A 21,922-nucleotide genomic window follows, 5' to 3' on the forward strand; every position below is an offset into this window, starting at 1 on the left:
TGTAGGTCAATATTTTAACATATTATGAAGCAATATGACGAGTATTAAAAACCTACATTATTTGATTGATTGCTATATAACCAGTATGAATGCCATAACCCAATAACAACAAGGCATTTGCACGTTTAAAATACAGGTTACTAAGCAGTTGTTTGAGTTGAGAGGCCAATCCGCCCACAGCAAGCATGGCAGGTAACGTCCCTAAGCCAAAAGCCAGCATGACTAAACTACCACTCATTACGCTACCAGAGACTGCCGCCCAACTTAATGTTGAGTATACCAATCCACATGGTAACCATCCCCACACCATACCAAAGGGCAGTGCAGCAAGGGGAGATTTCAACGGTAATAAGCGGTTTGCTTTAGGGGCTATACGTTTCCAAATGACTTGGCCAAATTTTTCTATTTGTGTTAACCCTTGCCACCATTGCCCTAAGTAAAGCGCAAGTACAATCATCATGATGCCTGCAAATAAACGTAATATTATCAGTGAGTAAGATGAGTTGCTAAGGGTTGCCACACCAGCAAATGCACCACCAATAACAGCACCAGCAACCATGTAGGATAGCAGCCGCCCAGTGTTGTACATTAGTAAATAATGCCAACGGTTCTGCTGTTGCTGACTTGGCATTCCCATGGTTAATGCTGCCGCCACACCGCCACACATCCCTAAGCAGTGTCCAGCCCCCATAAGCCCAATAACAAAGGCAGCATAGAAATCAATGTTCATAGGTTACTCTGGCTTTTGGTGTTCAACTTTTGGGTCAGATTCTTGCGACGATTTGGCTTGCTTTTCATTCTCATCAAATAAAATATCAAAGCCTTGCCGTTCAAGATCTTCAAACTGTTCAGACTTAACCGCCCACAGAAAGATAGCCACAGCGATACAAACGAAGATGATGGCAATCGGGATCAAAATGTAAAGACTCGCCATTTTATTTTAATAACCTTAAAGAATTTGATACAACAATGATCGAACTCGCCGACATTCCCACTACTGCGATATAAGGTGCAACAAACCCTGCGACCGCTAATGGCAGAATAATTAAATTATAACCTAGCGCCCATGCTAAATTTTCTCGGATGATCTTCTTGGTTCTCAGCGCGAGCTTACGTGCGTTAAGAATGCGCGTTAATTGATCGCCCAATAGCACCATATCGGCCGATGACTTGGCAATGTCTGTACCACCGCCCATAGCGACAGAAAGGTGAGCCCCCGCCAAGACTGGTGCATCATTTACACCGTCACCTATCATCAATGCAATATCTTTGGCATCAAGGCTACGTAAGTATTGAAGTTTGCCTTCTGGCGTTACACCTGAAACCAATTTATCAATACCAAGTTTATCAGCAACCAGCTGTGCACTGACTGAATTATCACCAGTTAACATAGTGACACGAATGCCCGCGCGGTGAAATTGATGAATTAACTCTGCACTGTCTTCGCGAATAGGGTCTTCTAACTTAAACGCCGCAACAAGTTCGCTGTCACGAGACAGCCAGACTTGGTATTGGTTATTCATCTGCTGACTTAGCTGCTTAGCATTTGGGTTACCTTGTAGAACAAATCCAAGTTGTCCGATACGCCAGCTATGCTGCTCAATGTTGCCTTGTAACCCTTGTCCGATCGTATTTTCAACATGGTTAAACAGAGTACGTTCATTGCGGTAAGGCTTGAATGCATTGGCAATAGGGTGATTAGCAAAGCGCTCCAGTTCAGCAGCCATGGATAAGGCTTGTTGTTGTGTAAAATCACTAAACAAGCGCGTTTCAACCAAGCGCACGTTACCTTCAGTTAATGTGCCCGTTTTATCGATAACAAGCTGATTGACCTTACATAAGGTTTCAAGCACATGGCCTCTACGCAGTAAGATCCCTAATCGTCCAAGGCTAGATGTAGAGCATGTCAGCGCAGTTGGGGTGGCGAGCGATAGGGCGCATGGACATGTAGCGACTAATACCGCCAGTGTGATCCACAACGCATCTTCTGGTTGTTGTTGGTGCCAGTAATACCAAGTACCAGCAGCCACGATCAAAATGATCGCAACAAAGTAACGTGCTACTACGTCGGCTAATACCGCGACTTTTGGCTTCGACATTTGTGCTTCATCTTGTAAACGCACAATGTTTGAGATTAATGAGTTCTGACGATCAGTCGTGACGCGAATCTTAATATTACCGTCACCATTAATGGTACCTGCATACACAAGATCGTCTTTAGTACGTGGGACTGGCATCGGCTCACCAGTCAACATGGATTCATCAATATGAGTTTCACCCGATAAAACACACCCATCTGCGGGTAAGCTTTCTCCAGGCAGAACAGACACAATATCGTCTACTTTTAACGTTTTGGCTGCCACTTGTGTTCCGTCTTCTAAGGTTGCCAATGCAGGAACAAGTTTTAGCAGGTTAGCACTTGCCGCAGCGGCTTGACGACGAGCGCGCATTTCAAGGAAGCGACCAAGTAATAAGAAGAAGGTGAACATGGAGATCGACTCAAAGAAGACTTCTCCTGTTTCAGTCACCGTTGCGTAAACACTGGCGGTATAAGCGAATAACAAGGCGATAGAAACGGGGACATCCATACCAAGCGTCCATGCCCGTAAATTCCGCCATGCGTTCAGGTAAAAAGGTAACGCAGAGTATAAAAGGACAGGAGTTGCAAAAATTAAACTGACCCAACGCAGGTAATTTCGAAACTCAGTGTCTAAATCACCAAATACTTCAAAATACAAAGCAACCGCCAGCATCATCACCTGCATGGTTGCAATCCCTGCAATACCAAGTTTATAGAGGTATTGCTTCATGGTTTCATGGTAATGCTGTTCTTGGGCATCGGCTTCGAATGGCGCAGCCTTGTAACCCAATTGATGAATACAAGAGAGAAGGTGGCTAAGCTTTGTTTGTTCAGGATCCCACGCAAGCAGAGCACGATGGGTAGTGGTATTTACGCGAATAGAAATAATACCGGCTTCGCGCATGAGTTGCTTTTCAATCAACCAGGCACAAGCAGCACAAGATACGCCCTCAAGTGACAGCGTCACTTCCTTGCTGTTTTCATTACTACGTACAAACTCTTGCTGCACTTCTTCGTGATCGTATAAAAGGAGTGATTGAAGTTGTTGCGGTACAAGATCGGCTTTTTCAGCAGGGGCGGTGCGGTATTCATAATAGGATGTAAGGCCGCTTTCAACGATAGTCTGGGCAACAGCCTCACAACCTGGGCAACACATGTCGCGTGTTTCACCCAGGATTTCAACTTGGAATTGGTCACCCGTTAGAACAGGGTCACCACAGTGGTAACAATCTTTTGTCATTCCTTGATCTGCCCGTACAACGAAATCGGGTCGGATGTTGGAAGCGCTACAGGGCCTTGCAACATCCAGTCGCCTTCAAATGGTTCTACTTCAACAAACCAAGGGCCTTGAATAGGTGATGATGTATTGAAGTGATAGCTGCCTTTAAGATCGGCACTCACCATTTGAGTAAAGTCTCTGTCTGCAAGAGTACGGTGGGTAAAAGTGACGCGCAAGTTAGGATATTGCGTGAGTTCACCTTTATCGAAATTAACGGTAATTTGATCATCGGTCACTTGAAGGCTTGCTTTTAATTTGAGCGCATCGGCTACTTTTAAGCGTGATAGATCAAGGTTTATCGCTTTACCTTTCTTGTAATAATCTTCAGCAACAAGGTCGACTTGGTTTTGTGAGAAAACATAAACAATGCTAAGGCTATAGATAATTGATGTTGCAGGAATTGCCATAAGGAACCAAGGCCAAAACTGCTTATACCATGGTTTTTTCATGCTGATTACCTTTGAAGACTTCTTGGAAAGAGCCCCTGAGACTATCAGGGGCTATAGATTATGTCTCAGTTAGATTTGTTAATGTTTTGATTAACTGTAACTGATGATAAATAGCGGGATTTATTTGCTATTTGACTCGCTTAGGCTCCATACGTAAGCAGAGATAAGTTGTACTTTTTCTTCACCAAGTACATCTTTCCACGCAGGCATTACACCTTGGCGACCATGGGTAATGGTTGCTTCAACGGCACGACGAGAACCACCATATAACCAAGTGTTATCCGTTAGGTCTGGTGCACCAAAAGCAGGGTTACCTTTACCATCAGTACCGTGACAAGCGGCACAGACAACAAAGCGTTGTTTACCTGCAGCGGCTTCTTTCGCATTCACTTTACGGCCAGACATTGAAAGCACGTAACTTGTGATTTCCTTAACGCCATCTTTACCCAGTGAATCAATCCACGCTGGCATCACACCAATACGACCATCCATGATGGTTGTTTTGATTGTTTCAGCCTCACCACCGTATAACCAAGCGTTATCCGTTAGGTTAGGGTAACCCGCTTGGCCACGAGCATCAGAGCCATGACACTGAGCACAGTTTTGGATAAACAAACGTTGGCCGACTTTAATTGCTTCATCGTTTTCCGCAATTTGGGTAATGGGCAGTAAAGTATTACCTGTACTGTCATATGCCAGTGCTTTGAATGTTTCACCAAAACGCGCTTGTGCGTCGCTTAACTCTTTTGCATATTGATCCAGTGACTTTTCTTGGCGAGAGCGTTCAACCGACGCTTGAGACTCTGCCATTGAACGTACAGTTTGATCTGAACTCGTCCAACCAAGTACACCTTTAAAGTTACCTAGGCCAGGGTATAGCACTAAGTAAACCGCACCAAAGATAAGCGTGCCCCAAAACATGTAGGACCACCACTTTGGCAGCGGGTTGTTAATTTCACGAATACCATCGTATTCGTGCCCCATATCTTCACCTTCTTCGACCCCCATTTTGTCTCGGCTACACCAATAAAGTAGGGCAGCAATACCAACAAAGGTCGCGATAGTGATGATAGTAATCCATAGACTCCAAAACGTCGTCATGCTTCCTAGCTCCTGTCTTTATCGCGCGTTGCCACGTCTTTCTCTTCATCAGCAAACACTAGATTAGCCGCTTCTTCAAAACGGGATTTCTGACGTTTACTGAAAGCCCATACGACAATGCCGATAAAGCTAGAAAATAAAATGACGGTCCAAATACTGTGAACGGTTCCAATATCCATAAGAACGCTCCTTATTTCATCGCGTGACCAAGAGACTGAAGGTAAGCAACCAGTGCATCCATTTCAGTCTTGCCTTTAACGGCTTCACCCGCATTGGCAACTTGCTCGTCAGTGTATGGCACACCGAAGTTATCTTTAAAGATTGCAAGTTTCTTAGAAGTTAATTTACCGTCAAGTACGTTCTCTTCTAACCAAGGGAAGCCAGGCATATTTGACTCAGGAACAACTGCACGAGGATCGCGAAGGTGAACACGGTGCCAGTCATCAGAATAACGACCACCGACACGTGCCAAATCAGGCCCTGTACGTTTTGAACCCCATAGGAATGGGTGTTCCCAAACACTTTCACCAGCAACAGAGTAATGTCCGTAACGTTCTGTTTCAGAGCGGAATGGACGGATCATTTGGCTATGACATACGTTACAACCTTCGCGGATGTAAATGTCACGGCCTTCCATTTCTAACGCTGTGTAAGGACGTAGGTTTTCAACTGGCTCTGTGGTTTGGTCTTGGTATAACAACGGCGTAATTTCTACTAGCGCACCAAAGCTGATCGCAATCACGATAAGAATGGCTAGGAGGCCGACATTTTTTTCTACAATTTCATGACGATTGCTCATCTGCCGAACTCCTTATGCTGGTTGCTCAATGGCTTTCAGGCTTTCTTTCGGTGCAGAGATTGTTTTGTATGCGTTGTACGCAAGCAAGAACATACCAGACAAGAAGATTAAGCCGCCAATGAAGCGAACGAAGTAGAATGGGTAAGACGCTTGTAGCGACTCAACGAAGCTGTAAGTTAATGTGCCGTCTGTGTTAACAGCGCGCCACATCAGGCCTTGCATCACACCGGATATCCACATGGCGACGATGTAAAGTACCGTACCAATCGTTGCAAGCCAGAAGTGCACGTTAATCAACTTAATTGAGTACATACGCTCTTGACCGAACAGTTTAGGAATAAGGTGATATAGGGCACCAATAGAAACCATCGCAACCCAACCTAAAGCACCAGAGTGTACGTGACCGATAGTCCAGTCCGTGTAGTGCGATAAGGCGTTAACCGTTTTAATTGCCATCATTGGGCCTTCGAAGGTAGACATACCGTAGAAAGACAATGAAACAACAAGGAAACGTAGGATAGGGTCGTAACGTAGTTTATGCCATGCACCTGACAGCGTCATGATACCGTTGATCATACCACCCCAAGAAGGAGCAAATAGAACCAAAGACATCACCATACCTAACGATTGAGTCCAATCTGGTAGTGCTGTGTAATGAAGGTGGTGCGGGCCAGCCCAAATGTAAAGTGATACTAATGCCCAGAAGTGAACGATAGAAAGACGGTACGAGTAAACCGGACGACCAGCTTGCTTAGGGACGAAGTAGTACATCATACCTAGGAAACCGGCTGTCAGTAGGAAACCTACCGCATTATGGCCGTACCACCATTGCACCATTGCATCGACTGCGCCAGAGTAAGCCGAATAGGACTTAGTCATGGAAACAGGTACTGCAAGGCTATTTACAATGTGTAGAACCGCTACCGTGAGAATGAAGGCACCGAAAAACCAGTTAGCCACATAAATATGTGACGTTTTCCGTTTTATCATGGTACCGAAAAAGACAATGGCATAGGCTACCCAAACAGCTGTAATCGCGATATCAATCGGCCATTCCAGTTCTGCGTATTCTTTACCGGATGTCCAGCCCATCGGCAATGAAATTGCCGCAGACAGGATAATAGCTTGCCAACCCCAGAAGGTGAACGCCGCTAACTTCCCACCAAACAATCTTGTTTGACATGTACGCTGTACTACGTAGTAAGACGTAGCAAATAACGCACTGGTACCAAATGCGAAAATCACTGCATTAGTATGCAATGGTCGCAAACGGCTGTATGTCAACCAAGGTAGGTCGAAATTTAGCGCCGGCCATACTAGCTGAGCGGCAATCAATACACCAACACCCATACCGACAATACCCCAAAGAATAGTTACTAAGGTGAATTGACGAACGACTGTATAGTTGTAGTTTTGTTCAAGCTGCTTTACTTGGCTCATGTTGCATGCTTCCACTATTTATTGTTCAACTACACTCTTTACTTTCCTTGTGCGAACAACAAGTTGTCGCAATACCACCCAGTAGCTAAATTAACGTCATATTGTTTTTGAACAACTTAACAATCAAATTGCTATTTTTTTGTAAAAGTGGCATTTTCATTGCTCATAATACGTTAGATAACAGGTGATTAACAGTGTGAAGCCCACACTATGTTTACGGTTAAGCAACATTTATGTGAAAACTTTGAACTCTGTAACACGGGATGTACAAATACATGGCAGCACAAAAACTTACTAGGGGCAGGCTTGCTCAGATAATCATCTTGATGGTAGTGTTAATTGCAGCATTTGTTTGGAGAACAATAACCTACAATCAAACACAGCAAGGCGAAGAGACGAGTTTAACATGTCAATTATCAACAACTGGTTGCTTGGTTAAGAGCTCAAACGAAAAGCTGCCAGTTTCATTTGTTTCAGAAGCGTTAAAAGCCGACGCGCCGATTATCATACAAATTGATAACACAAATGTTAAACCTGTGGGCATCGTAGAAGGTGTGAGTATGTATATGGGATCTGTCCCTGTTGTCTTTACAAAAAATGACCGTGGTTGGCAGGGTGAATTTACGGTGCCAGCGTGCATGCACGATAAAATGGAATGGGTGATAAAAATCACTCAAGAAGATAAAATAATGAATGCACATTTCACTGTAGAAAAGTGATTGATTTTTTAACGATAAAACGCGGTTGACGTGATAAACAGAGGTTTAAAAGTTAAACCTCTGTTTATCGAAAAAAATCCCATCTAAACATAGCCAATTTATTCGGAATAAATCATTTTTTTTGTCATTCCACCATCAATGGTAAAATTTTCTCCAGTAATAAAACGGGCTTTATCGCTCAACAAGAATTCAACCATATTAGCTATGTCAGACACCTGACCGACCTGGCCCGTTAAATGCTGGCGATGATCAACAGGGCGTAACGTTTCATTTTCGTTGGTATGTATCCAGCCAGGTGAAATACAGTTAACACGCACCGTAGGACCTAGGCTCACCGCTAGCGCCTTTGTTAGAGCAACCAAACCACCTTTAGAGGCGCAATAGGCTTCAGTGTTTGCTTCTGCTTGAGCTGCACGGGTCGACGCAATATTTACAACACCACCTTGCGTCTGATTTAGTAGCTTTAAGGCAGACTGAGTGATCATCAATGGTGCTGTGAGATTAATTTCGATTGTACGTTGCCAATCTTGTAAATTGAGCTCTGCTAACGGAGCATTATAAGGGTTAGATATCGCGGCATTATTTACTAAACCGTCAAGCCGACCATACTGGCTTTGGATCTCATCAATCACGCATTGGATTTCACTCTGACAAGTAACATTTGCATGACGAAAACGTATTAATGGATTGTTTGCGACTAATTCAAAACCAGCTTGTTCATCAATATCGACAGCAAAAACCACGGCACTATCTTGGCTTAATAAATCGCATATACCTTTTCCGATACCTCGCGCACCACCAGTGACCAAAAACACCTTGTTTGTCATTTTTATTCCTTTTACTTCAGTGATTAAGCAATCGTTTTCATCCATAACGGCACGATACATAAATACTTAAGATTTATTTGAGTAAAAAATTGATAGAGTGCTGATTGTTAGATGAAAAATGACTATGATTAATGAAAATTCATTCTAAGAATAATGAAACTATGGATATCGCCACTAGCTTCTCAGCCTTTCATTCCTCAGATCAAGCAATTTCAGATGCTATTCGCAAACTGAATATGAAAATTGCAAATCCTAAGTTGGTGCTAGCGTATTTATCTGAGCATTACGACGAATTAGCGATTCAAGCTCGACTCACAGAAGCCTACCCAGACAGCCAAATATTGGCATGTACTTCTTGCCAAGGCGTAATGACCGACGATGGCTACAAACAAGGAGAAGGCATTGCGCTGTGGGCGCTTTGTGATTACAACGGTGCGTATGGTACAGCTATTGTGTCTTCAAATCAGTCGGCTTATGACATGGCACGACAAGCTGTCCTTCAAGCAATTGAAAATAGTAATCGCCCGGGTGAATTACCGGCACTAATCTTGCTTCATGCTACACCAGGTGCAGAAGAAGATGTGTTAAAAGGCATTGAGGATGAGCTCACCGTCCCAGTACCTATCATAGGTGGTAGCGCTGCTGATGATCACGTTAAGGGTAACTGGAAGCTGTTTAATCAACTGCAAAGTACACAAAAAGGTGTTGGCATTTGCGTGTTTTATCCATCGTGTGAAATCAGTTTTTCGTTTCACTCCGGTTATGCAAGTACAGGAAAAAATGCTTACGCCACCAAAGTTGAAGGGCGTGAAATTATAGAATTAAATGGTCGCCCCGCGAGTGAAGTCTATTCTGCTTGGTTAGGAAAAGAACTTACAGCATCAGGGATCATGCGCGACAGTAGCTTAAACCCATTAGGGCGTATAGCCGGAACAGTACATGACTTACCGTATTTTAAACTGTCACATCCATGCAAACTGACAGAACGCGGCGGTATTGAATTTTTCGCCACCATTAATGAAGGTGAAAAGCTGTTTTTTATGGAAGGTACTGAAGAAAGGTTGGTCAGCCGAGCTGGACGTGTTATTGAGTCAGCCAATGAAACTGGCAGCAGCCAAGCGCTAGACCCTATTGGTGGTATCGCGATTTACTGTGCTGGCTGTATGTTGCGAGTGCAAGATCAAATGAATACTGTCGCCAATTATATCAACAATGCAATGCATGCCGCTCCCTTTGTATGTGCATTTACATTTGGCGAGCAAGGTCAGTTTACTGGTGGTGAGAATGCCCATGGAAACCTGATGATTTCAGCCGTATTATTTCACAGGGACTAGCCAATGCCACGTTTTGAGTCTGAGAAGCTACAAGAAACATTACTCGATTTATTACGTAGTAATGAAAGAGAAAGGCAACTACGCGATGAAAATTCCGCCATTTTAGCGGGGATTTCTGCGATGGCTGGCGCCAACAACAAGCGCCAAGTCTTTAACAGCTTATTGTCTGTTCTTCGCAAATATATCGGTTTTGAAAATGCGATTGTATTAACTCGTGAAGATGAATCTTCACCTTTGCTTGAACTTGTATCAACCTGCCCAATATTCCAATCAAGTGTTTGGGATGTCTCGAATACGTTTATTCGCTGCATGAACGGTGAAAGTATCGTTCTTTTTTCTCCAAGCCGTGTTGAAGAATTTTCGACCCGCTCGCCAGAGCAAGCAGCATACTGCCAATCTGCGTTACTCACTGGGGTAAAAGTCAGTACTGGTGATGCATTACTTATCTTTATACATTCAGATAAAGGGCAATTCACGCCACAGTGCCGACGTGTGCTTGACCGCTTTCGACCGTTATTAGAGCGGGCCATTATTGATATCGATTACAGAGAGCGATTACAGTCGCTGGTTGCAGCAAGAACGCAAGAGCTTACCTACAGTCAGCAACGTTTTAAAGACTTCGCCAATACCGTTGGTGATTGGTTCTGGGAAATAGACACCGACTATATTTTCACTTATATATCGGCACCCGAATTAGCGGGGCATATTGTCGATAATGAAAATATTCTCGATATTTTTGGAGATCAAGATGGTGTTCGCCAACAGCTTCTCATCAAGCTACGTAGCCAAGAACCGTTTGAAGATGTCGAATGGCAGCTACCAGAGAGTGAAGGGGGAATATGGGTCAGCATCAGCGGAACAGCATATTTTAATAAAAAAGGTAAATTACTCGGCTATCGTGGAACGGCTAAAAACATCACCAGCCGCAAACAACGCCTGTTCGAGCTCCTTGAAGCACGTAAACAAGCTGAATCAGCAAACAAAGCCAAGTCACAATTTTTAGCCATGATGAGTCACGAAATTCGTACACCACTTAACGGTGTACTCGGATTAATGGACACATTGGCGGATTCAGGGCTCGATAATGAGCAAAAAACCTGGCTCAACCAAATGGATCAGTCTGCACAGCTACTTCTGACCATCATCAACGATATATTGGATTTATCGCGCATAGAATCAGGCAACTTTGAGCTTTATCATTCAAAGATGCGCATTCAAGACAGCATTAATCTTGTCGTTAGTCAGTTGAGAGAACAAGCGATTATCAAAAACATCGATTTGACCGCTGATATTGAAGACTCTATGCCAGAGTTTATTCATGGTGATAAAAATAGAATCGCACAAATCATGTTTAACTTAGTGGGTAATGCCATTAAGTTTACCAATGATGGCGCCGTCCACATTGTCGCAAAAGTAACGGAAGGCAAAATACATGTATCAGTGGCAGATACAGGTATTGGCATTGCGAAAGAAGCGCAGAAAAACTTATTCAATCCATTCATTCAAGCAGACTGTAGTATCACTCGGCGCTATGGTGGCACAGGGTTAGGCTTAGCAATCAGCCAGCATTTAATTACGAAAATGCGTGGGGAAATAACCTTAGAGAGTGATTTGGGATCTGGCAGTTGTTTTACCATGATATTGCCATGTTTAAACTGTAATGCTGAACTTTCAGTGCACCGACAAGAAACATTCCCAGCCAGTAGTCGTCAGCTAAGTATATTACTTGCAGAAGACAGCCAAACTAACCAATTGGTTGCCAAGCTGATGTTAGAGAAGCGAGGCCATAAAGTTCAGATATCTAATAATGGTGATGAAGCCATTTCAGAATACGAACGAAACCCAGAACGTTATGACATTATACTGATGGATATATCGATGCCAGTTCTTGATGGATTGAAAGCCACGCAGATCCTACGAGATCGCGGGTACAATATTCCTATTATAGCGTTAACCGCAAATGCAATGGATTCAGACAAATTGATGTGTAAGGAAGTTGGTATGAACGATTTTATCGCAAAACCAATTCAAGCCAGTGAATTAGAAGCAACCTTACTAAAGTATCAATGCCTGTGATGGCCTGTGATTTATTAGTTTTTGATTTTATCATCTCTTAATTGGCTAGGGCAGCTCCCAGTCCAACGCTTAAAAGCTCGAGAGAAGGTACTTAAATCGGAAAATCCCAACTTAAAAGCAATTTCTGACATATTGGCATTGCGTTTACTCAGTAGATGTAATGCCTTCTCTAGCTTATATTTTTCAATCACACCTCGATACGATGTATTAACCTCAGCAAGCCGTCGATTAAGAGTACGAATGCTCGTCATCATTTCTTTTACAATCGTATCGCTCGAGATATTCGCTAACGAGGGTAATCGATCTAACACCTTGTATATCTGAAGTACTATATCGCTGGACTCTAATTGGGCGACATGTTGATGGAGAAGCGCTCTATTGGTGTGATATATCTCTGGATTATTGGTCGGCAAGGGCGTGAACAAATAACGGCGCTTAATGCACAGCTTTCTAATTGGTGAATTGAGAATTATTTTACAGTTCAAGTAACGTTCAAATAATGGCAACACCTCTTTGCTATATGGCCAAGAGATCAAATGTATTTCCATCTCATGAACACAATAGTCAGATGCTTGCTGGATGATACTGATCAAAGTGGCGATATAAAGCGTGACACCCACATAAGAAACCTGGGATTCTTCGCTACTTTTATCATTATTAGTAAACCAGATTGCTATATCGCCATACGCAGTTTCATGAAAAAAAGTTCGGAGCGGTGTACCAAGTGCAATACTGAACTTGCAGGCATCTTCAATTAGCGTACGCACATCAGGTGCGGTCCATAGGGTTAGAGTATAACTATCAAAAGTCAGTGGTGTTACCCATTGAGATGCTTTAATTGCAAACAATGGATCATGACTTTCTTTGAACATCTCAAGAAGGATCTGGCGCACATCGCGTACATCTAACAAAGCATTCGCACCACCATTATGCGCTTTCGATAGAAGGTAACGGTTATAGCTCAAATCATATTGTCGTATGTTTTTCTCCAGAAGTTGTAACCAGCCTGGATGAACAGAATAATTGGGCAATGGCTTTGATTCTATATTCTTCATAAAGACTCAACGAGAAACCTTAGCGCCTTCAGGTAAGGGCTCGCCGCTCCATTCTTAGTTACATTGGTATGTATTACATATTCCATTTTGCTATTGTCTACATCCAACTCGTTTATTTCTATGATAAAAATCTTAAATCAATCAATCCAACTTCAATTGTGTCTAAAATGAGATGTAGAAGGGCTTATTTGAGGTTCGTCTTTGAATGTTTGATCGTACCTAATACGCGCGAATATAGATAACCTTCAATGTGCCACCACGATCACAGTCTGGTCTTTTCGGCTTAAATAGCAAAACCCATGGCGCAATATGCAAAGTCGCCGTCTATTTTCTCTTTACACTAACCATACCGACCGTACAGAACAAATGCGTACATCTTCGACTAAGTGCGCTGAAAGAAAGTGGATAGTTTCGTTCGGAAGGAACTCCCTATCATTACTAACGCGAGGTTCCTCAATGTTATTTAACCCGAAAGAGCACAATTTCAAGTATCGTGATGAAACAACGCAGCAGTTGATGCAAAAAGTGATCAACTTTTTTGAAGATAAAGGACTACATAGCCTTAAAAAAGATTGGCATGATAAAGTTTGGAATCATGAATTTGCTGAATTTATGAAGGAGAATAATGTTCTTGCGACATTAATGACACCGTCAGGCTATGGTGATTCCGATGCCCGTTGGGATACATACCGAAATACAAAATTTGCTGAAATTGTTGCTTACTATGGCATAACGTATTGGTACACGTTTCAGGTTTCGATGCTTGGTCTTGGTCCTATCTGGTTAGGCTGTAATGAACCTTTAAAACATAAAACGGCTGAATTACTTAAAGAGGGCAAAGTTTTCGGGTTTGGCTTATCAGAAAGAGAGCATGGTGCAGATATCTACTCATCAGAAATGAAACTCGATCCATTGAGTGATGGTAATTACCACGGAAACGGTAGTAAATATTATATAGGTAACGGCAACGAAGCGGCATTAATCTCGACTTTTGCCAAGCGTTCAGATAATGATGATTATGTTTTCTTTACTGTTGATTCTCGTCATCCTAATTATGAGTGTGTAAAAAACACCGTGAATGAACAAATTCACGTTTCAGAATATAACTTACACAACTACCCAATAACTGATGCAGATATTACCGAGCAAGGTCCTAAAGCCTGGGATGACATGCTAAATACAATAAACGTCTGCAAGTTTAATCTTGGCTTTGGTTCTATCGGTCTCTGTGAGCATGCTTTTTACGAAGCAATAAATCATGCTGCCAACCGCTATGTTTATAGTAAATATGTCACCGACTTTCCGCATGTGAAAAGATTATTTGTAGATGGGTATGCACGACTATGTGCGATGAAACTATTTGCTGAGCGCGCAACAGACTATATGCGAGCGGCATCTGAAGATGATCGCCGTTATCTATTATTCAATCCAATGGTTAAAATGAAAGTGACATCGCAAGGCGAGGATGTCATTAATCATTTATGGGATGTTATCGCAGCAAAAGGATTTGAAAAAGAACCTTTCTTTGAAGTTGCTGCCCACGAGATAAGAATGTTACCGAAGCTTGAAGGGACCGTGCACGTTAATATGGCACTGATCATCAAGTTCATGCAGAACTACTTGTTTAACCCTAAAACGCTGCCAGATATTGGGCGTCGTGATGAACCAGTTAATGATGACTTCTTGTTTAATCAAGGGCCAACAAAGGGGCTTGGTCGTATACAGTTTCACGACTATCAACAAACGTACAACAAATTTGACCTACCAAATGTGAATATTTTCCAAGGTCAGATCGAAGCATTTAAGAACTTCTTAATTAAAGCGACACCAACGGCTGAGCAATCCAAAGATATTGATTATTTATTGGCTGTAGGTGAATGCTTTACGCTTATTGTTTATGGTCATCTTATTCTTGAAAACGCTGAGATAGAGCAAGTCGACAACGCTCTGATTGAAGAGATCTTTGATGTGTTAGTCCGAGATATGTCGCACTATGCTGTTAACATCATGACGAAACCAAGCAATAGCGATGAACAAAGTGAAAAGGCCAAAGCGATTATTCAGCGCCCAATAGCAAACCAGCAGCGCTTTGAAAAGCTATGGCAAGAACACGTTTATTCGCTTAAAGATGCCTATAAACTAAAAGACTAAAATCGATTAGGGCTTACTATTGTAAGCCCTAACTTTGACATCAACCAACCTGTTTACTCGCACCTATCAATTCCTAACTACCACTATCTCTCCTCATAATATTACTCACTAGAGGCGTTCATCAAACGATAACGCTAGTTTATTTCGTCTATGCCCAATCTTCCCTTCTTATAAAAATCGCTTAATAACAATCACTTATAGATGTAATTAGCACTAATATCTATGAATCAATGCTGAGGATGAGTTTCAAATTAAGCGTGTTTTTTCTGTGTGAGGGACGTCATATAGTTTTGATTTTGACTTATGGAGACATGCGTTTGGCCTGAAATGCAAAGCTGGGGATGGCGCAAGAGATTATAGTAAAGAAGGTTTGATTTAGAGCGTTAATCAAATGCTCATCGACAAAATAAAGCATGTAACTTAAAAATCGTTAACGTTCTCGCAACGAGTGCATAGCGGCTGAGATAGATGCCTTTATTAAAACATGGAGAAGTCTTATGACACGTTGGCAAGAAGATTACAGTGAAAAGCTTATTTCAATGGCTGATGCAGCAAGTAAGATCAAGTCTGGTGATAAAATATGGGCCGGTGGCTACTTATCTGTCCCCGTACTCTTCCTTCAAGAATTAGAAAAAACGGCACTTTCACTTCAAGGAACAGAGCTGTATTCTGGTTTGTTAACTTATCCGTATGCGTTCTTGCAACCAGAGTATCGTGGTCATCTGACGTATCGTAGCTTCTTCATGGGACCTTTGGAAAAGAAATTCCAACACAATGGTAACGTTGAAATCATTGCTTATCATCTATCCAATACAGGGAAAATTCTCGACCAAGTCGGCTGTAATGTGATGGTAATTGAAGTCACGCCACCTAATAAAGAGGGCTTTGTAAGCATGGGGGCGTGCGGTGGTGTAGGTAATAAACACTTGCTACCCAATGTGGATTTAGTGATTGGAGTGGTTAATAAAGAGCAACCGTTTATTGGAAATGCTGACAACCTTATTCATATTGATGACCTTTCTTTTATCACTGAAGGCCACCATTGCATTGCGGGCCCCAAAGCGGCCGACCCGTCCGATTTAGAGATCTCTATCGCAGAGCATGTGCTTCCTTATATTCAAGATGGTGCAACGATCCAAATTGGCATAGGGACAATATCGAATGCTTTAGGAAGAGGGCTTAAAGGTCATAAACACTTAGGTATTCATACCGAAATGTTTACTGAATCGATGTTAGAGCTATGCAAATCAGGTGCCGTTGATGGCTCTAAGAAGAACTATAAGCCAAATAAAGTGGTGGCTGCGTTTACCGCGGGATCACAAGAGCTGATAGATTTTGTCGGGAATAACGAAAACATAGAAATTAGCGATGTTGGGGTTGTGAATAACCCTAATGAAATCGCCAAAAATGATAACTTCGTTTCAATTAACACCTGCATCATGGTCGACCTTACCGGTCAAGTCGCTTCTGAAGGTGTTGGGCACAAGCAAATTTCAGGTTCTGGTGGTCAGGTCGATTTTGTACGAGGGGCATCTTTATCAAAAGGTGGCTTATCTATTATCGCATTAGCCTCAACTTACAAGGGGCCAAATGGCGTTGAGTCCACGGTTCGCACCGCATTGCCCGCTGGCACACCAATCACTACGCTAAGAAATGATGTTCAGCTTATCGCGACTGAATATGGCGTTGCAGATTTACGTGGCTTAACGACAGTGCAGCGAGCCGCAGCGTTGATCGATATTGCGCACCCTGATTTCCGCCAGGGACTCACGGAAGAAGCACAAGCATGTGGTCTTAAAAAGTAACCTGTGTATTCATTGAGGATTAAGTTATGTATCAAGGACAATATTTTCAGGTTGCTCAACGTGGGCAATTTGCAGAACTCATTTTTAACGCTAAGGCCGATAGTGTAAATACGCTGCGCAAAGAAGCTCTTGAAGAATTAATCGCGTGTGTGGCCACAATTAAAACCTCTAGTGCACAGGGATTAATTATCCGCTCAGGAAAGCCGATATTTAGCGCAGGTGCCGACGTTAAAGCATTTCGCACCTTATTCAATCATGGAGAATCTGCTGTCGCAACCTACCTAGAGTGGGTGCACGATATATATAACAGCATCGAAGATCTTGAGATGCCCAAAGTCGCGATCATCAATGGTGTTGCAGCAGGTGGCGGTGTGGAACTGTCGCTATTAGCTGAGTATCGTTTAGCAACATCGGATGCAAAAATCAGTTTGCCAGAAGTAAAGCTGGGGATTATGCCAGGCTGGGGAGGTGTAACTCGTCTACCGCGTGTATTAGGGTTAGATACTTCATTACAGTGGCTTACAACAGGCAAAACATACCGCGCTGATAAAGCACTCGAACACCACTTTGTTGATGGGGTTGTCAATAGTGAAGGCGTCGATCCCGTTACAGAGGCAGAAGCGTTACTCTCCGCTTGTTTGGCCGGTGATTTTGATTGGCAAGCGCGTCGACAAGAAAAACAAATGCCCCTGATGCTGAATGATTATGAGTTGGCTATGTCTCTGAGCGTGGCTCGCGGCATGGTTGCTAAAGTGGCAGGTAAACATTACCCAGCCCCCGCAATAATGTTGGACACCATTGAAAAAGCGGCACACTGTCAGCGCAACGAAGCGCTTGCTGTTGAACGTAGTGGGATCGTTAAGTGTGTACAAACAGGAACCGCCGATCAATTAGTGTCAGTCTTCCTAAGTGATATGGCTGTGAAAGCGAAAACAAAAACGCTAATCAAGCACGCTGAAAGCATTAAAGATGTTGGCGTTATTGGTGCCGGTATTATGGGCGGGGGGGTTGCCTATGTAACAGCAGATAAAGGCATAGACGTTGTATTGAAAGATATCAATAAAGCAGGTTTGTCATTAGGCCTGTCAGAGGCCAATAAGCTGCTCGCTAAACAAGTTGAAAGGGGGCGTAAACAACCAAGAGAAATGGGGGATACGCTCAACCGGATCCAACCGAGTTTACACAATAATGCTCTGCAAACAAACGACCTCATTATTGAGGCTGTGGTTGAAAACTCAGAGATAAAACAAGCTGTTCTCGCCGAAATTGAGCAAGTTGCACCTAACGCAATTATCACCTCGAATACATCCACATTGCGAATTAGTCATCTCGCGAAGGGTCTTAAAAAACCAGAAAATTTCTGTGGTATTCATTTCTTTAATCCCGTACATAAAATGCCATTAGTCGAAGTCATTCGCGGTGAACAAACTAGCGATAAGACAATCACCCAAGCGGTGAAATATGTCAGTCAGCTAGGTAAAACAGCCATAGTAGTGAATGACTGTGCAGGCTTTTTAGTTAATCGTTGTCTAACGCCATACTTCCTCGCATTCAACCATTTACTCATTGATGGAGGGCATATCCCAACGATTGATAAAGTAATGAGTAAAGACTTTGGTTGGCCTATGGGACCCGCATATTTACTGGATGTGATTGGCCTTGATACTGCGGCACATTGTATCGATGTAATGAGCGAAGCTTTCCCAGTCAGAATGAAAAAGCCTGCTGTAAACATTATTCAGTCATTTGTCGATAATACACATTATGGCCAAAAAACGGCGCAGGGATTCTATATTTATCACCCCGATCGCAAAGGCCGTATCAAGCCCGCTAATTGTGAAGAATCAAATAATTTGGTGGCTAAGCAGTGTAGTAATGCCTATCAATTTAGCACCGATGACATCATTATGCGCATGATGCTACCTATGATGTTTGAAGCCATTCGTTGCCTTGATGAAGGTGTTGTTGCCTCACCTGATGAAGCCGATATTGCGATGATCTATGGCACGGGGTTCCCACCATTTCGCGGCGGATTATTCTATTACATGGATCAATTTGGTCTGGATCGATTATTGGCTGTTGCTGAACAGTATAAACACTTGGGTGATCTGTACGAAGCGCCAGAAGGATTACTGAATCGCATTAAAAATAACCAGAAATTTTACGCCTAAGATGGGGATAACATAATGAAAAATGTAGTAATTGTTGATGCAATTCGTACCCCTATGGGGCGTTCTAAAAACGGAGTGTTCCGCCATATACGTGCCGATAATCTTTCTGCTCATTTAATGAAGGCGATTTTTGAACGTCAGCCTCAAGTCGCGCCAACAATGATTGATGATGTTATTTGGGGGTGTGTGCAGCAAACAGAAGAACAAGGTGTGAACATAGCGCGTAATGCTGCATTACTAGCGGGACTGCCTGTCGAGGTGCCCGCAACAACGATCAACCGCTTGTGTGGATCGTCAATGGATGCACTACACATTGCAACGCGCGCCATCAAAGCAAATGATGCCGACATCATCCTTGTCGGTGGAGTAGAGCACATGGGCCATATTCCCATGACCAAAGGCATAAATCTAAACCCAGCGAATGACAAACAAGTCGCTCAAGCATCAGTATTAATGGGATTAACCGCGGAAGCATTAGCAAAAACGCATAACGTTACCCGAGAAGAACAAGATGCACTAAGTGCCCGATCGCATCGTCTTGCACATCAAGCAACAATTGAAGGGCGTTTTGATAATGAAATTATCCCTGTTATCGGTCATAACGAGCATGGAAGACCTATTTTGGTAAAACAGGACGAAGTGATTCGCCCAGAAACAACAGAGGCATCCTTAAGCCAACTTCGTCCTGCATTTGACTCTGTGAATGGCACAGTAACCGCAGGCAGTTCATCAGCATTGTCTGATGGCGCATCTTGTTTATTGGTCATGAGTGAAGAAAAAGCCAACGAACTGGGTGTAACTGCTCGGGCCCGTATTGTTGCTACAACCACAGCGGGAGTACCAGCTGCAATCATGGGCTATGGTCCAGTTCCTGCAACCCAAAAGGCATTAGCGAAAGCAAACTTATCCATTAACGATATCGACTATGCTGAGGTAAACGAAGCCTTTGCAGCCCAAGCCATTCCATGTTTACGCGACATGAACCTCTGGGATGATCACACAGACAAGGTCAATTTACATGGTGGAGCCATTTCACTAGGCCATCCGTTAGGCTGTTCGGGCGCACGGATTGTTGGCACCTTAATTAATGTTATGGAGCAACGTAAAGGACGTTATGGTTTAGCCACAATGTGTATAGGTATGGGACAAGGTATAGCCACAATCATAGAGCGCGTATGATACGAAGGAAAACTAAGCTTCGCGCAAACGCCTGATGCTCCAGAACCTGTTTGGGAGTAATTGCCGCAAGATCTGCATTACGTAACTCAGACTATATAAAGTCTGAGTTACGTATTAAATTAAAAGCAAAACAAGCACAGCTAAAATATTAGCTGTGCTGTAATAAACATTTATATTGAAGTACCAGGCAAACTGAACATTTGCAGCAGTACTTAAACATAGGTGTTTATTACCTATTTTATGGTAAATACACAATACTGTTAAATAACACGCAGCAATGAGCCTAAATAAGAGAAGAGGAGAACAACGGGCACAAACCAGCATTGATATTACCGTCTTCATATACCTTATTTAACATAATATATATAATGCGCACTGAGTATGTAAGATCTAATTAGAAATGTCCTGTTTGAACCAGTTAGAAATGTCATGATGAACTAGCTTTAGAACTTGTGATTTTAAAGTTCTGGATCCCAACCTGATGTTACTGACTATGACTGATAATGAATTACAGCGGATCAAAGTTATTCAAGACACCTGTGATAAACGAATTACTGGTGTTGAAGCTGCCCGGCTCCTACGATTAAGTACACGGCAGATCCATCGTTTAGTGAAGCGCTTTACAGAGTTTGGCTCTAGTGGACTGATTTCTCTAAAGCGTGGCCAGCCAGGTAATCGACGTCACTCTGATTCTTTAAAGTTACGAGTTTTATCTCTTCTTCATGAGCATTACGCAGACTTTGGTCCAACACTTGCCCATGAAAAACTGACTGAACGCCATGATATTCATGTTTCTGTTGAAACGCTCCGCCAATGGATGATCGCAGATGGCCTCTGGGTTCCTCATGCCAAGCGTAAACCTCGTGTTTACCAGCCTCGTTACCGCCGTGATTGTCTTGGTGAGCTTGTTCAGCCCCAAAGAGCTGGATTCGATGGTGTTACGGTTTGATGAGTATCATCAGTTAAAACGCATGTACGAACTGGACTATATACCCGTGCGTTCTAATGTGGTCACGCCGTTACCGTTTCGTGGTGGCCGCCGTATCAAACAGCCAAAAAGTGACACGGTAACCAAAGAGAAAAAGAAGATGTATCGCGAGAAAGCCAAGAAACGAATGTGATAACTTCCCTAGCCTTTAGGTATGAAAAAGCCCGAAAGGTCGGGTTTAATGTTCAAAACACATGCAATTTGTGCAGCCAGTACACTGCAAATAGAATGGATAAAAAATAAGCTGTGAAACCGCACTAATATGAGGTATGTTTATTCTTGTACTTTCAGGTACAAAAATAGTCACAATTAAGTGACTATTTACAACTATTCAATAAGTTCTAAGTTTGCAGACTGTACTTATCGTTTAGACAATTTGAACACTCATATGTCAAGAGAGGTTTCAATGACATTGAAAGTAATAATGCTTTGTATCGATTTATTGATACAGGCACTACAAATTTTAGAT

The 21,922-nt window shown here is 42.8% G+C and carries 18 protein-coding genes and 1 pseudogene; 9 read left to right on the forward strand and 10 right to left on the reverse strand.

Features of this window, described 5'->3' with window-relative positions; all coding sequences use genetic code 11:
- Positions 1–52: 52 nt before the first annotated feature.
- The 8 genes from L4C35_RS01150 to ccoN form a co-directional block, all read right to left on the reverse strand.
- Entirely contained in the window at positions 53–730 is a 678-nt protein-coding gene (locus L4C35_RS01150) for a sulfite exporter TauE/SafE family protein (RefSeq protein ID WP_428461154.1), read from the reverse strand.
- Between the two features lie 3 nt (positions 731–733).
- Positions 734–934 carry a cbb3-type cytochrome oxidase assembly protein CcoS gene (ccoS, locus tag L4C35_RS01155; RefSeq protein WP_428461155.1) on the reverse strand — a complete coding sequence of 67 codons (201 nt, stop codon included), beginning with the start codon at positions 932–934 and terminating at the stop codon, positions 734–736.
- A gap of 1 nt (position 935) precedes the next feature.
- Positions 936–3,320 carry a heavy metal translocating P-type ATPase gene (locus L4C35_RS01160; protein WP_428461156.1) on the reverse strand — a complete coding sequence of 795 codons (2,385 nt, stop codon included), beginning with the start codon at positions 3,318–3,320 and terminating at the stop codon, positions 936–938.
- Positions 3,317–3,808, reverse strand: coding sequence for a FixH family protein (locus tag L4C35_RS01165; protein WP_428461157.1), 492 nt, complete (start codon positions 3,806–3,808; stop codon positions 3,317–3,319). The genes L4C35_RS01160 and L4C35_RS01165 overlap by 4 nt, the downstream gene beginning before the upstream one ends.
- Before the next feature lie 120 nt (positions 3,809–3,928).
- Positions 3,929–4,909, reverse strand: a complete 981-nt coding sequence (ccoP, locus tag L4C35_RS01170; protein WP_428461158.1) for a cytochrome-c oxidase, cbb3-type subunit III — start codon at positions 4,907–4,909, stop codon at positions 3,929–3,931.
- A gap of 5 nt (positions 4,910–4,914) precedes the next feature.
- On the reverse strand, positions 4,915–5,088 hold the full coding sequence (locus tag L4C35_RS01175; protein ID WP_428461159.1) for a cbb3-type cytochrome oxidase subunit 3: 174 nt from the start codon (positions 5,086–5,088) through the stop codon (positions 4,915–4,917).
- 11 nt (positions 5,089–5,099) lie between these two features.
- Positions 5,100–5,708, reverse strand: coding sequence for a cytochrome-c oxidase, cbb3-type subunit II (gene ccoO / locus L4C35_RS01180; RefSeq protein ID WP_048898372.1), 609 nt, complete (start codon positions 5,706–5,708; stop codon positions 5,100–5,102).
- A gap of 12 nt (positions 5,709–5,720) precedes the next feature.
- On the reverse strand, positions 5,721–7,148 hold the full coding sequence (gene ccoN / locus L4C35_RS01185) for a cytochrome-c oxidase, cbb3-type subunit I (RefSeq protein WP_428461160.1): 1,428 nt from the start codon (positions 7,146–7,148) through the stop codon (positions 5,721–5,723).
- A 275-nt stretch (positions 7,149–7,423) separates the two neighbouring features.
- On the opposite strand from ccoN, the gene L4C35_RS01190 reads away from it, so the two are divergent.
- Entirely contained in the window at positions 7,424–7,867 is a 444-nt protein-coding gene (locus L4C35_RS01190; protein WP_428461161.1) for a hypothetical protein, read from the forward strand.
- A 98-nt stretch (positions 7,868–7,965) separates the two neighbouring features.
- Here L4C35_RS01190 and L4C35_RS01195 read toward each other — a convergent pair whose 3' ends face one another.
- The gene (locus L4C35_RS01195; protein WP_428461162.1) at positions 7,966–8,694 is read right to left on the reverse strand and encodes an SDR family oxidoreductase; all 729 of its coding nucleotides are present in this window, start codon (positions 8,692–8,694) and stop codon (positions 7,966–7,968) included.
- Positions 8,695–8,855: 161 nt separating this feature from the next.
- On the opposite strand from L4C35_RS01195, the gene L4C35_RS01200 reads away from it, so the two are divergent.
- Complete coding sequence (locus L4C35_RS01200) at positions 8,856–10,028, forward strand: FIST signal transduction protein (protein ID WP_428461546.1); 1,173 nt, start codon at positions 8,856–8,858, stop codon at positions 10,026–10,028.
- Positions 10,029–10,031: 3 nt separating this feature from the next.
- Positions 10,032–12,104 carry an ATP-binding protein gene (locus tag L4C35_RS01205; protein ID WP_428461163.1) on the forward strand — a complete coding sequence of 691 codons (2,073 nt, stop codon included), beginning with the start codon at positions 10,032–10,034 and terminating at the stop codon, positions 12,102–12,104.
- Positions 12,105–12,118: 14 nt separating this feature from the next.
- On the opposite strand, the gene L4C35_RS01210 is transcribed toward L4C35_RS01205, so the two are convergent.
- Positions 12,119–13,159, reverse strand: coding sequence for a helix-turn-helix domain-containing protein (locus tag L4C35_RS01210; protein WP_428461164.1), 1,041 nt, complete (start codon positions 13,157–13,159; stop codon positions 12,119–12,121).
- A gap of 456 nt (positions 13,160–13,615) precedes the next feature.
- Here L4C35_RS01210 and L4C35_RS01215 point away from each other — a divergent pair, with 456 nt between their 5' ends.
- The 6 genes and pseudogenes from L4C35_RS01215 (at position 13,616) to L4C35_RS01240 (ending at position 21,586) form a co-directional block, all read left to right on the forward strand.
- Complete coding sequence (locus L4C35_RS01215) at positions 13,616–15,310, forward strand: acyl-CoA dehydrogenase family protein (RefSeq protein WP_428461165.1); 1,695 nt, start codon at positions 13,616–13,618, stop codon at positions 15,308–15,310.
- Positions 15,311–15,807: 497 nt separating this feature from the next.
- A complete protein-coding gene (locus tag L4C35_RS01220) occupies positions 15,808–17,115 on the forward strand; it encodes an acetyl-CoA hydrolase/transferase family protein (RefSeq protein ID WP_428461166.1) in 1,308 nt (435 codons plus the stop codon).
- A 26-nt stretch (positions 17,116–17,141) separates the two neighbouring features.
- Positions 17,142–19,286: a fatty acid oxidation complex subunit alpha FadB gene (gene fadB, locus L4C35_RS01225; protein WP_428461167.1), complete on the forward strand. Its 2,145-nt coding sequence runs from the start codon at positions 17,142–17,144 to the stop codon at positions 19,284–19,286.
- 15 nt (positions 19,287–19,301) lie between these two features.
- Positions 19,302–20,465 carry an acetyl-CoA C-acyltransferase FadA gene (gene fadA / locus L4C35_RS01230; protein WP_428461168.1) on the forward strand — a complete coding sequence of 388 codons (1,164 nt, stop codon included), beginning with the start codon at positions 19,302–19,304 and terminating at the stop codon, positions 20,463–20,465.
- A gap of 493 nt (positions 20,466–20,958) precedes the next feature.
- Positions 20,959–21,378: pseudogene (locus L4C35_RS01235) on the forward strand (helix-turn-helix domain-containing protein); the annotation flags it as partial.
- A gap of 19 nt (positions 21,379–21,397) precedes the next feature.
- Positions 21,398–21,586: a hypothetical protein gene (locus L4C35_RS01240; RefSeq protein WP_428461169.1), complete on the forward strand. Its 189-nt coding sequence runs from the start codon at positions 21,398–21,400 to the stop codon at positions 21,584–21,586.
- Positions 21,587–21,922: the final 336 nt, after the last annotated feature.

Origin of the sequence: Photobacterium kagoshimensis, assembly GCF_050337045.1 — a bacterium.
Classification (GTDB): domain Bacteria; phylum Pseudomonadota; class Gammaproteobacteria; order Enterobacterales; family Vibrionaceae; genus Photobacterium; species Photobacterium kagoshimensis.

Bases quoted from the DNA above. Each gene is read 5' to 3' on its own strand.
- L4C35_RS01150 (WP_428461154.1), bottom strand. From the start codon at position 730: ATGAACATTGATTTCTATGCTGCCTTTGTTATTGGGCTTATGGGGGCT.
- ccoS (WP_428461155.1), bottom strand. From the start codon at position 934: ATGGCGAGTCTTTACATTTTGATCCCGATTGCCATCATCTTCGTTTGT.
- L4C35_RS01160 (WP_428461156.1), bottom strand. From the start codon at position 3,320: ATGACAAAAGATTGTTACCACTGTGGTGACCCTGTTCTAACGGGTGAC.
- L4C35_RS01165 (WP_428461157.1), bottom strand. From the start codon at position 3,808: ATGAAAAAACCATGGTATAAGCAGTTTTGGCCTTGGTTCCTTATGGCA.
- ccoP (WP_428461158.1), bottom strand. From the start codon at position 4,909: ATGACGACGTTTTGGAGTCTATGGATTACTATCATCACTATCGCGACC.
- L4C35_RS01175 (WP_428461159.1), bottom strand. From the start codon at position 5,088: ATGGATATTGGAACCGTTCACAGTATTTGGACCGTCATTTTATTTTCT.
- ccoO (WP_048898372.1), bottom strand. From the start codon at position 5,708: ATGAGCAATCGTCATGAAATTGTAGAAAAAAATGTCGGCCTCCTAGCC.
- ccoN (WP_428461160.1), bottom strand. From the start codon at position 7,148: ATGAGCCAAGTAAAGCAGCTTGAACAAAACTACAACTATACAGTCGTT.
- L4C35_RS01190 (WP_428461161.1), top strand. From the start codon at position 7,424: ATGGCAGCACAAAAACTTACTAGGGGCAGGCTTGCTCAGATAATCATC.
- L4C35_RS01195 (WP_428461162.1), bottom strand. From the start codon at position 8,694: ATGACAAACAAGGTGTTTTTGGTCACTGGTGGTGCGCGAGGTATCGGA.
- L4C35_RS01200 (WP_428461546.1), top strand. From the start codon at position 8,856: ATGGATATCGCCACTAGCTTCTCAGCCTTTCATTCCTCAGATCAAGCA.
- L4C35_RS01205 (WP_428461163.1), top strand. From the start codon at position 10,032: ATGCCACGTTTTGAGTCTGAGAAGCTACAAGAAACATTACTCGATTTA.
- L4C35_RS01210 (WP_428461164.1), bottom strand. From the start codon at position 13,159: ATGAAGAATATAGAATCAAAGCCATTGCCCAATTATTCTGTTCATCCA.
- L4C35_RS01215 (WP_428461165.1), top strand. From the start codon at position 13,616: ATGTTATTTAACCCGAAAGAGCACAATTTCAAGTATCGTGATGAAACA.
- L4C35_RS01220 (WP_428461166.1), top strand. From the start codon at position 15,808: ATGACACGTTGGCAAGAAGATTACAGTGAAAAGCTTATTTCAATGGCT.
- fadB (WP_428461167.1), top strand. From the start codon at position 17,142: ATGTATCAAGGACAATATTTTCAGGTTGCTCAACGTGGGCAATTTGCA.
- fadA (WP_428461168.1), top strand. From the start codon at position 19,302: ATGAAAAATGTAGTAATTGTTGATGCAATTCGTACCCCTATGGGGCGT.
- L4C35_RS01240 (WP_428461169.1), top strand. From the start codon at position 21,398: ATGGTGTTACGGTTTGATGAGTATCATCAGTTAAAACGCATGTACGAA.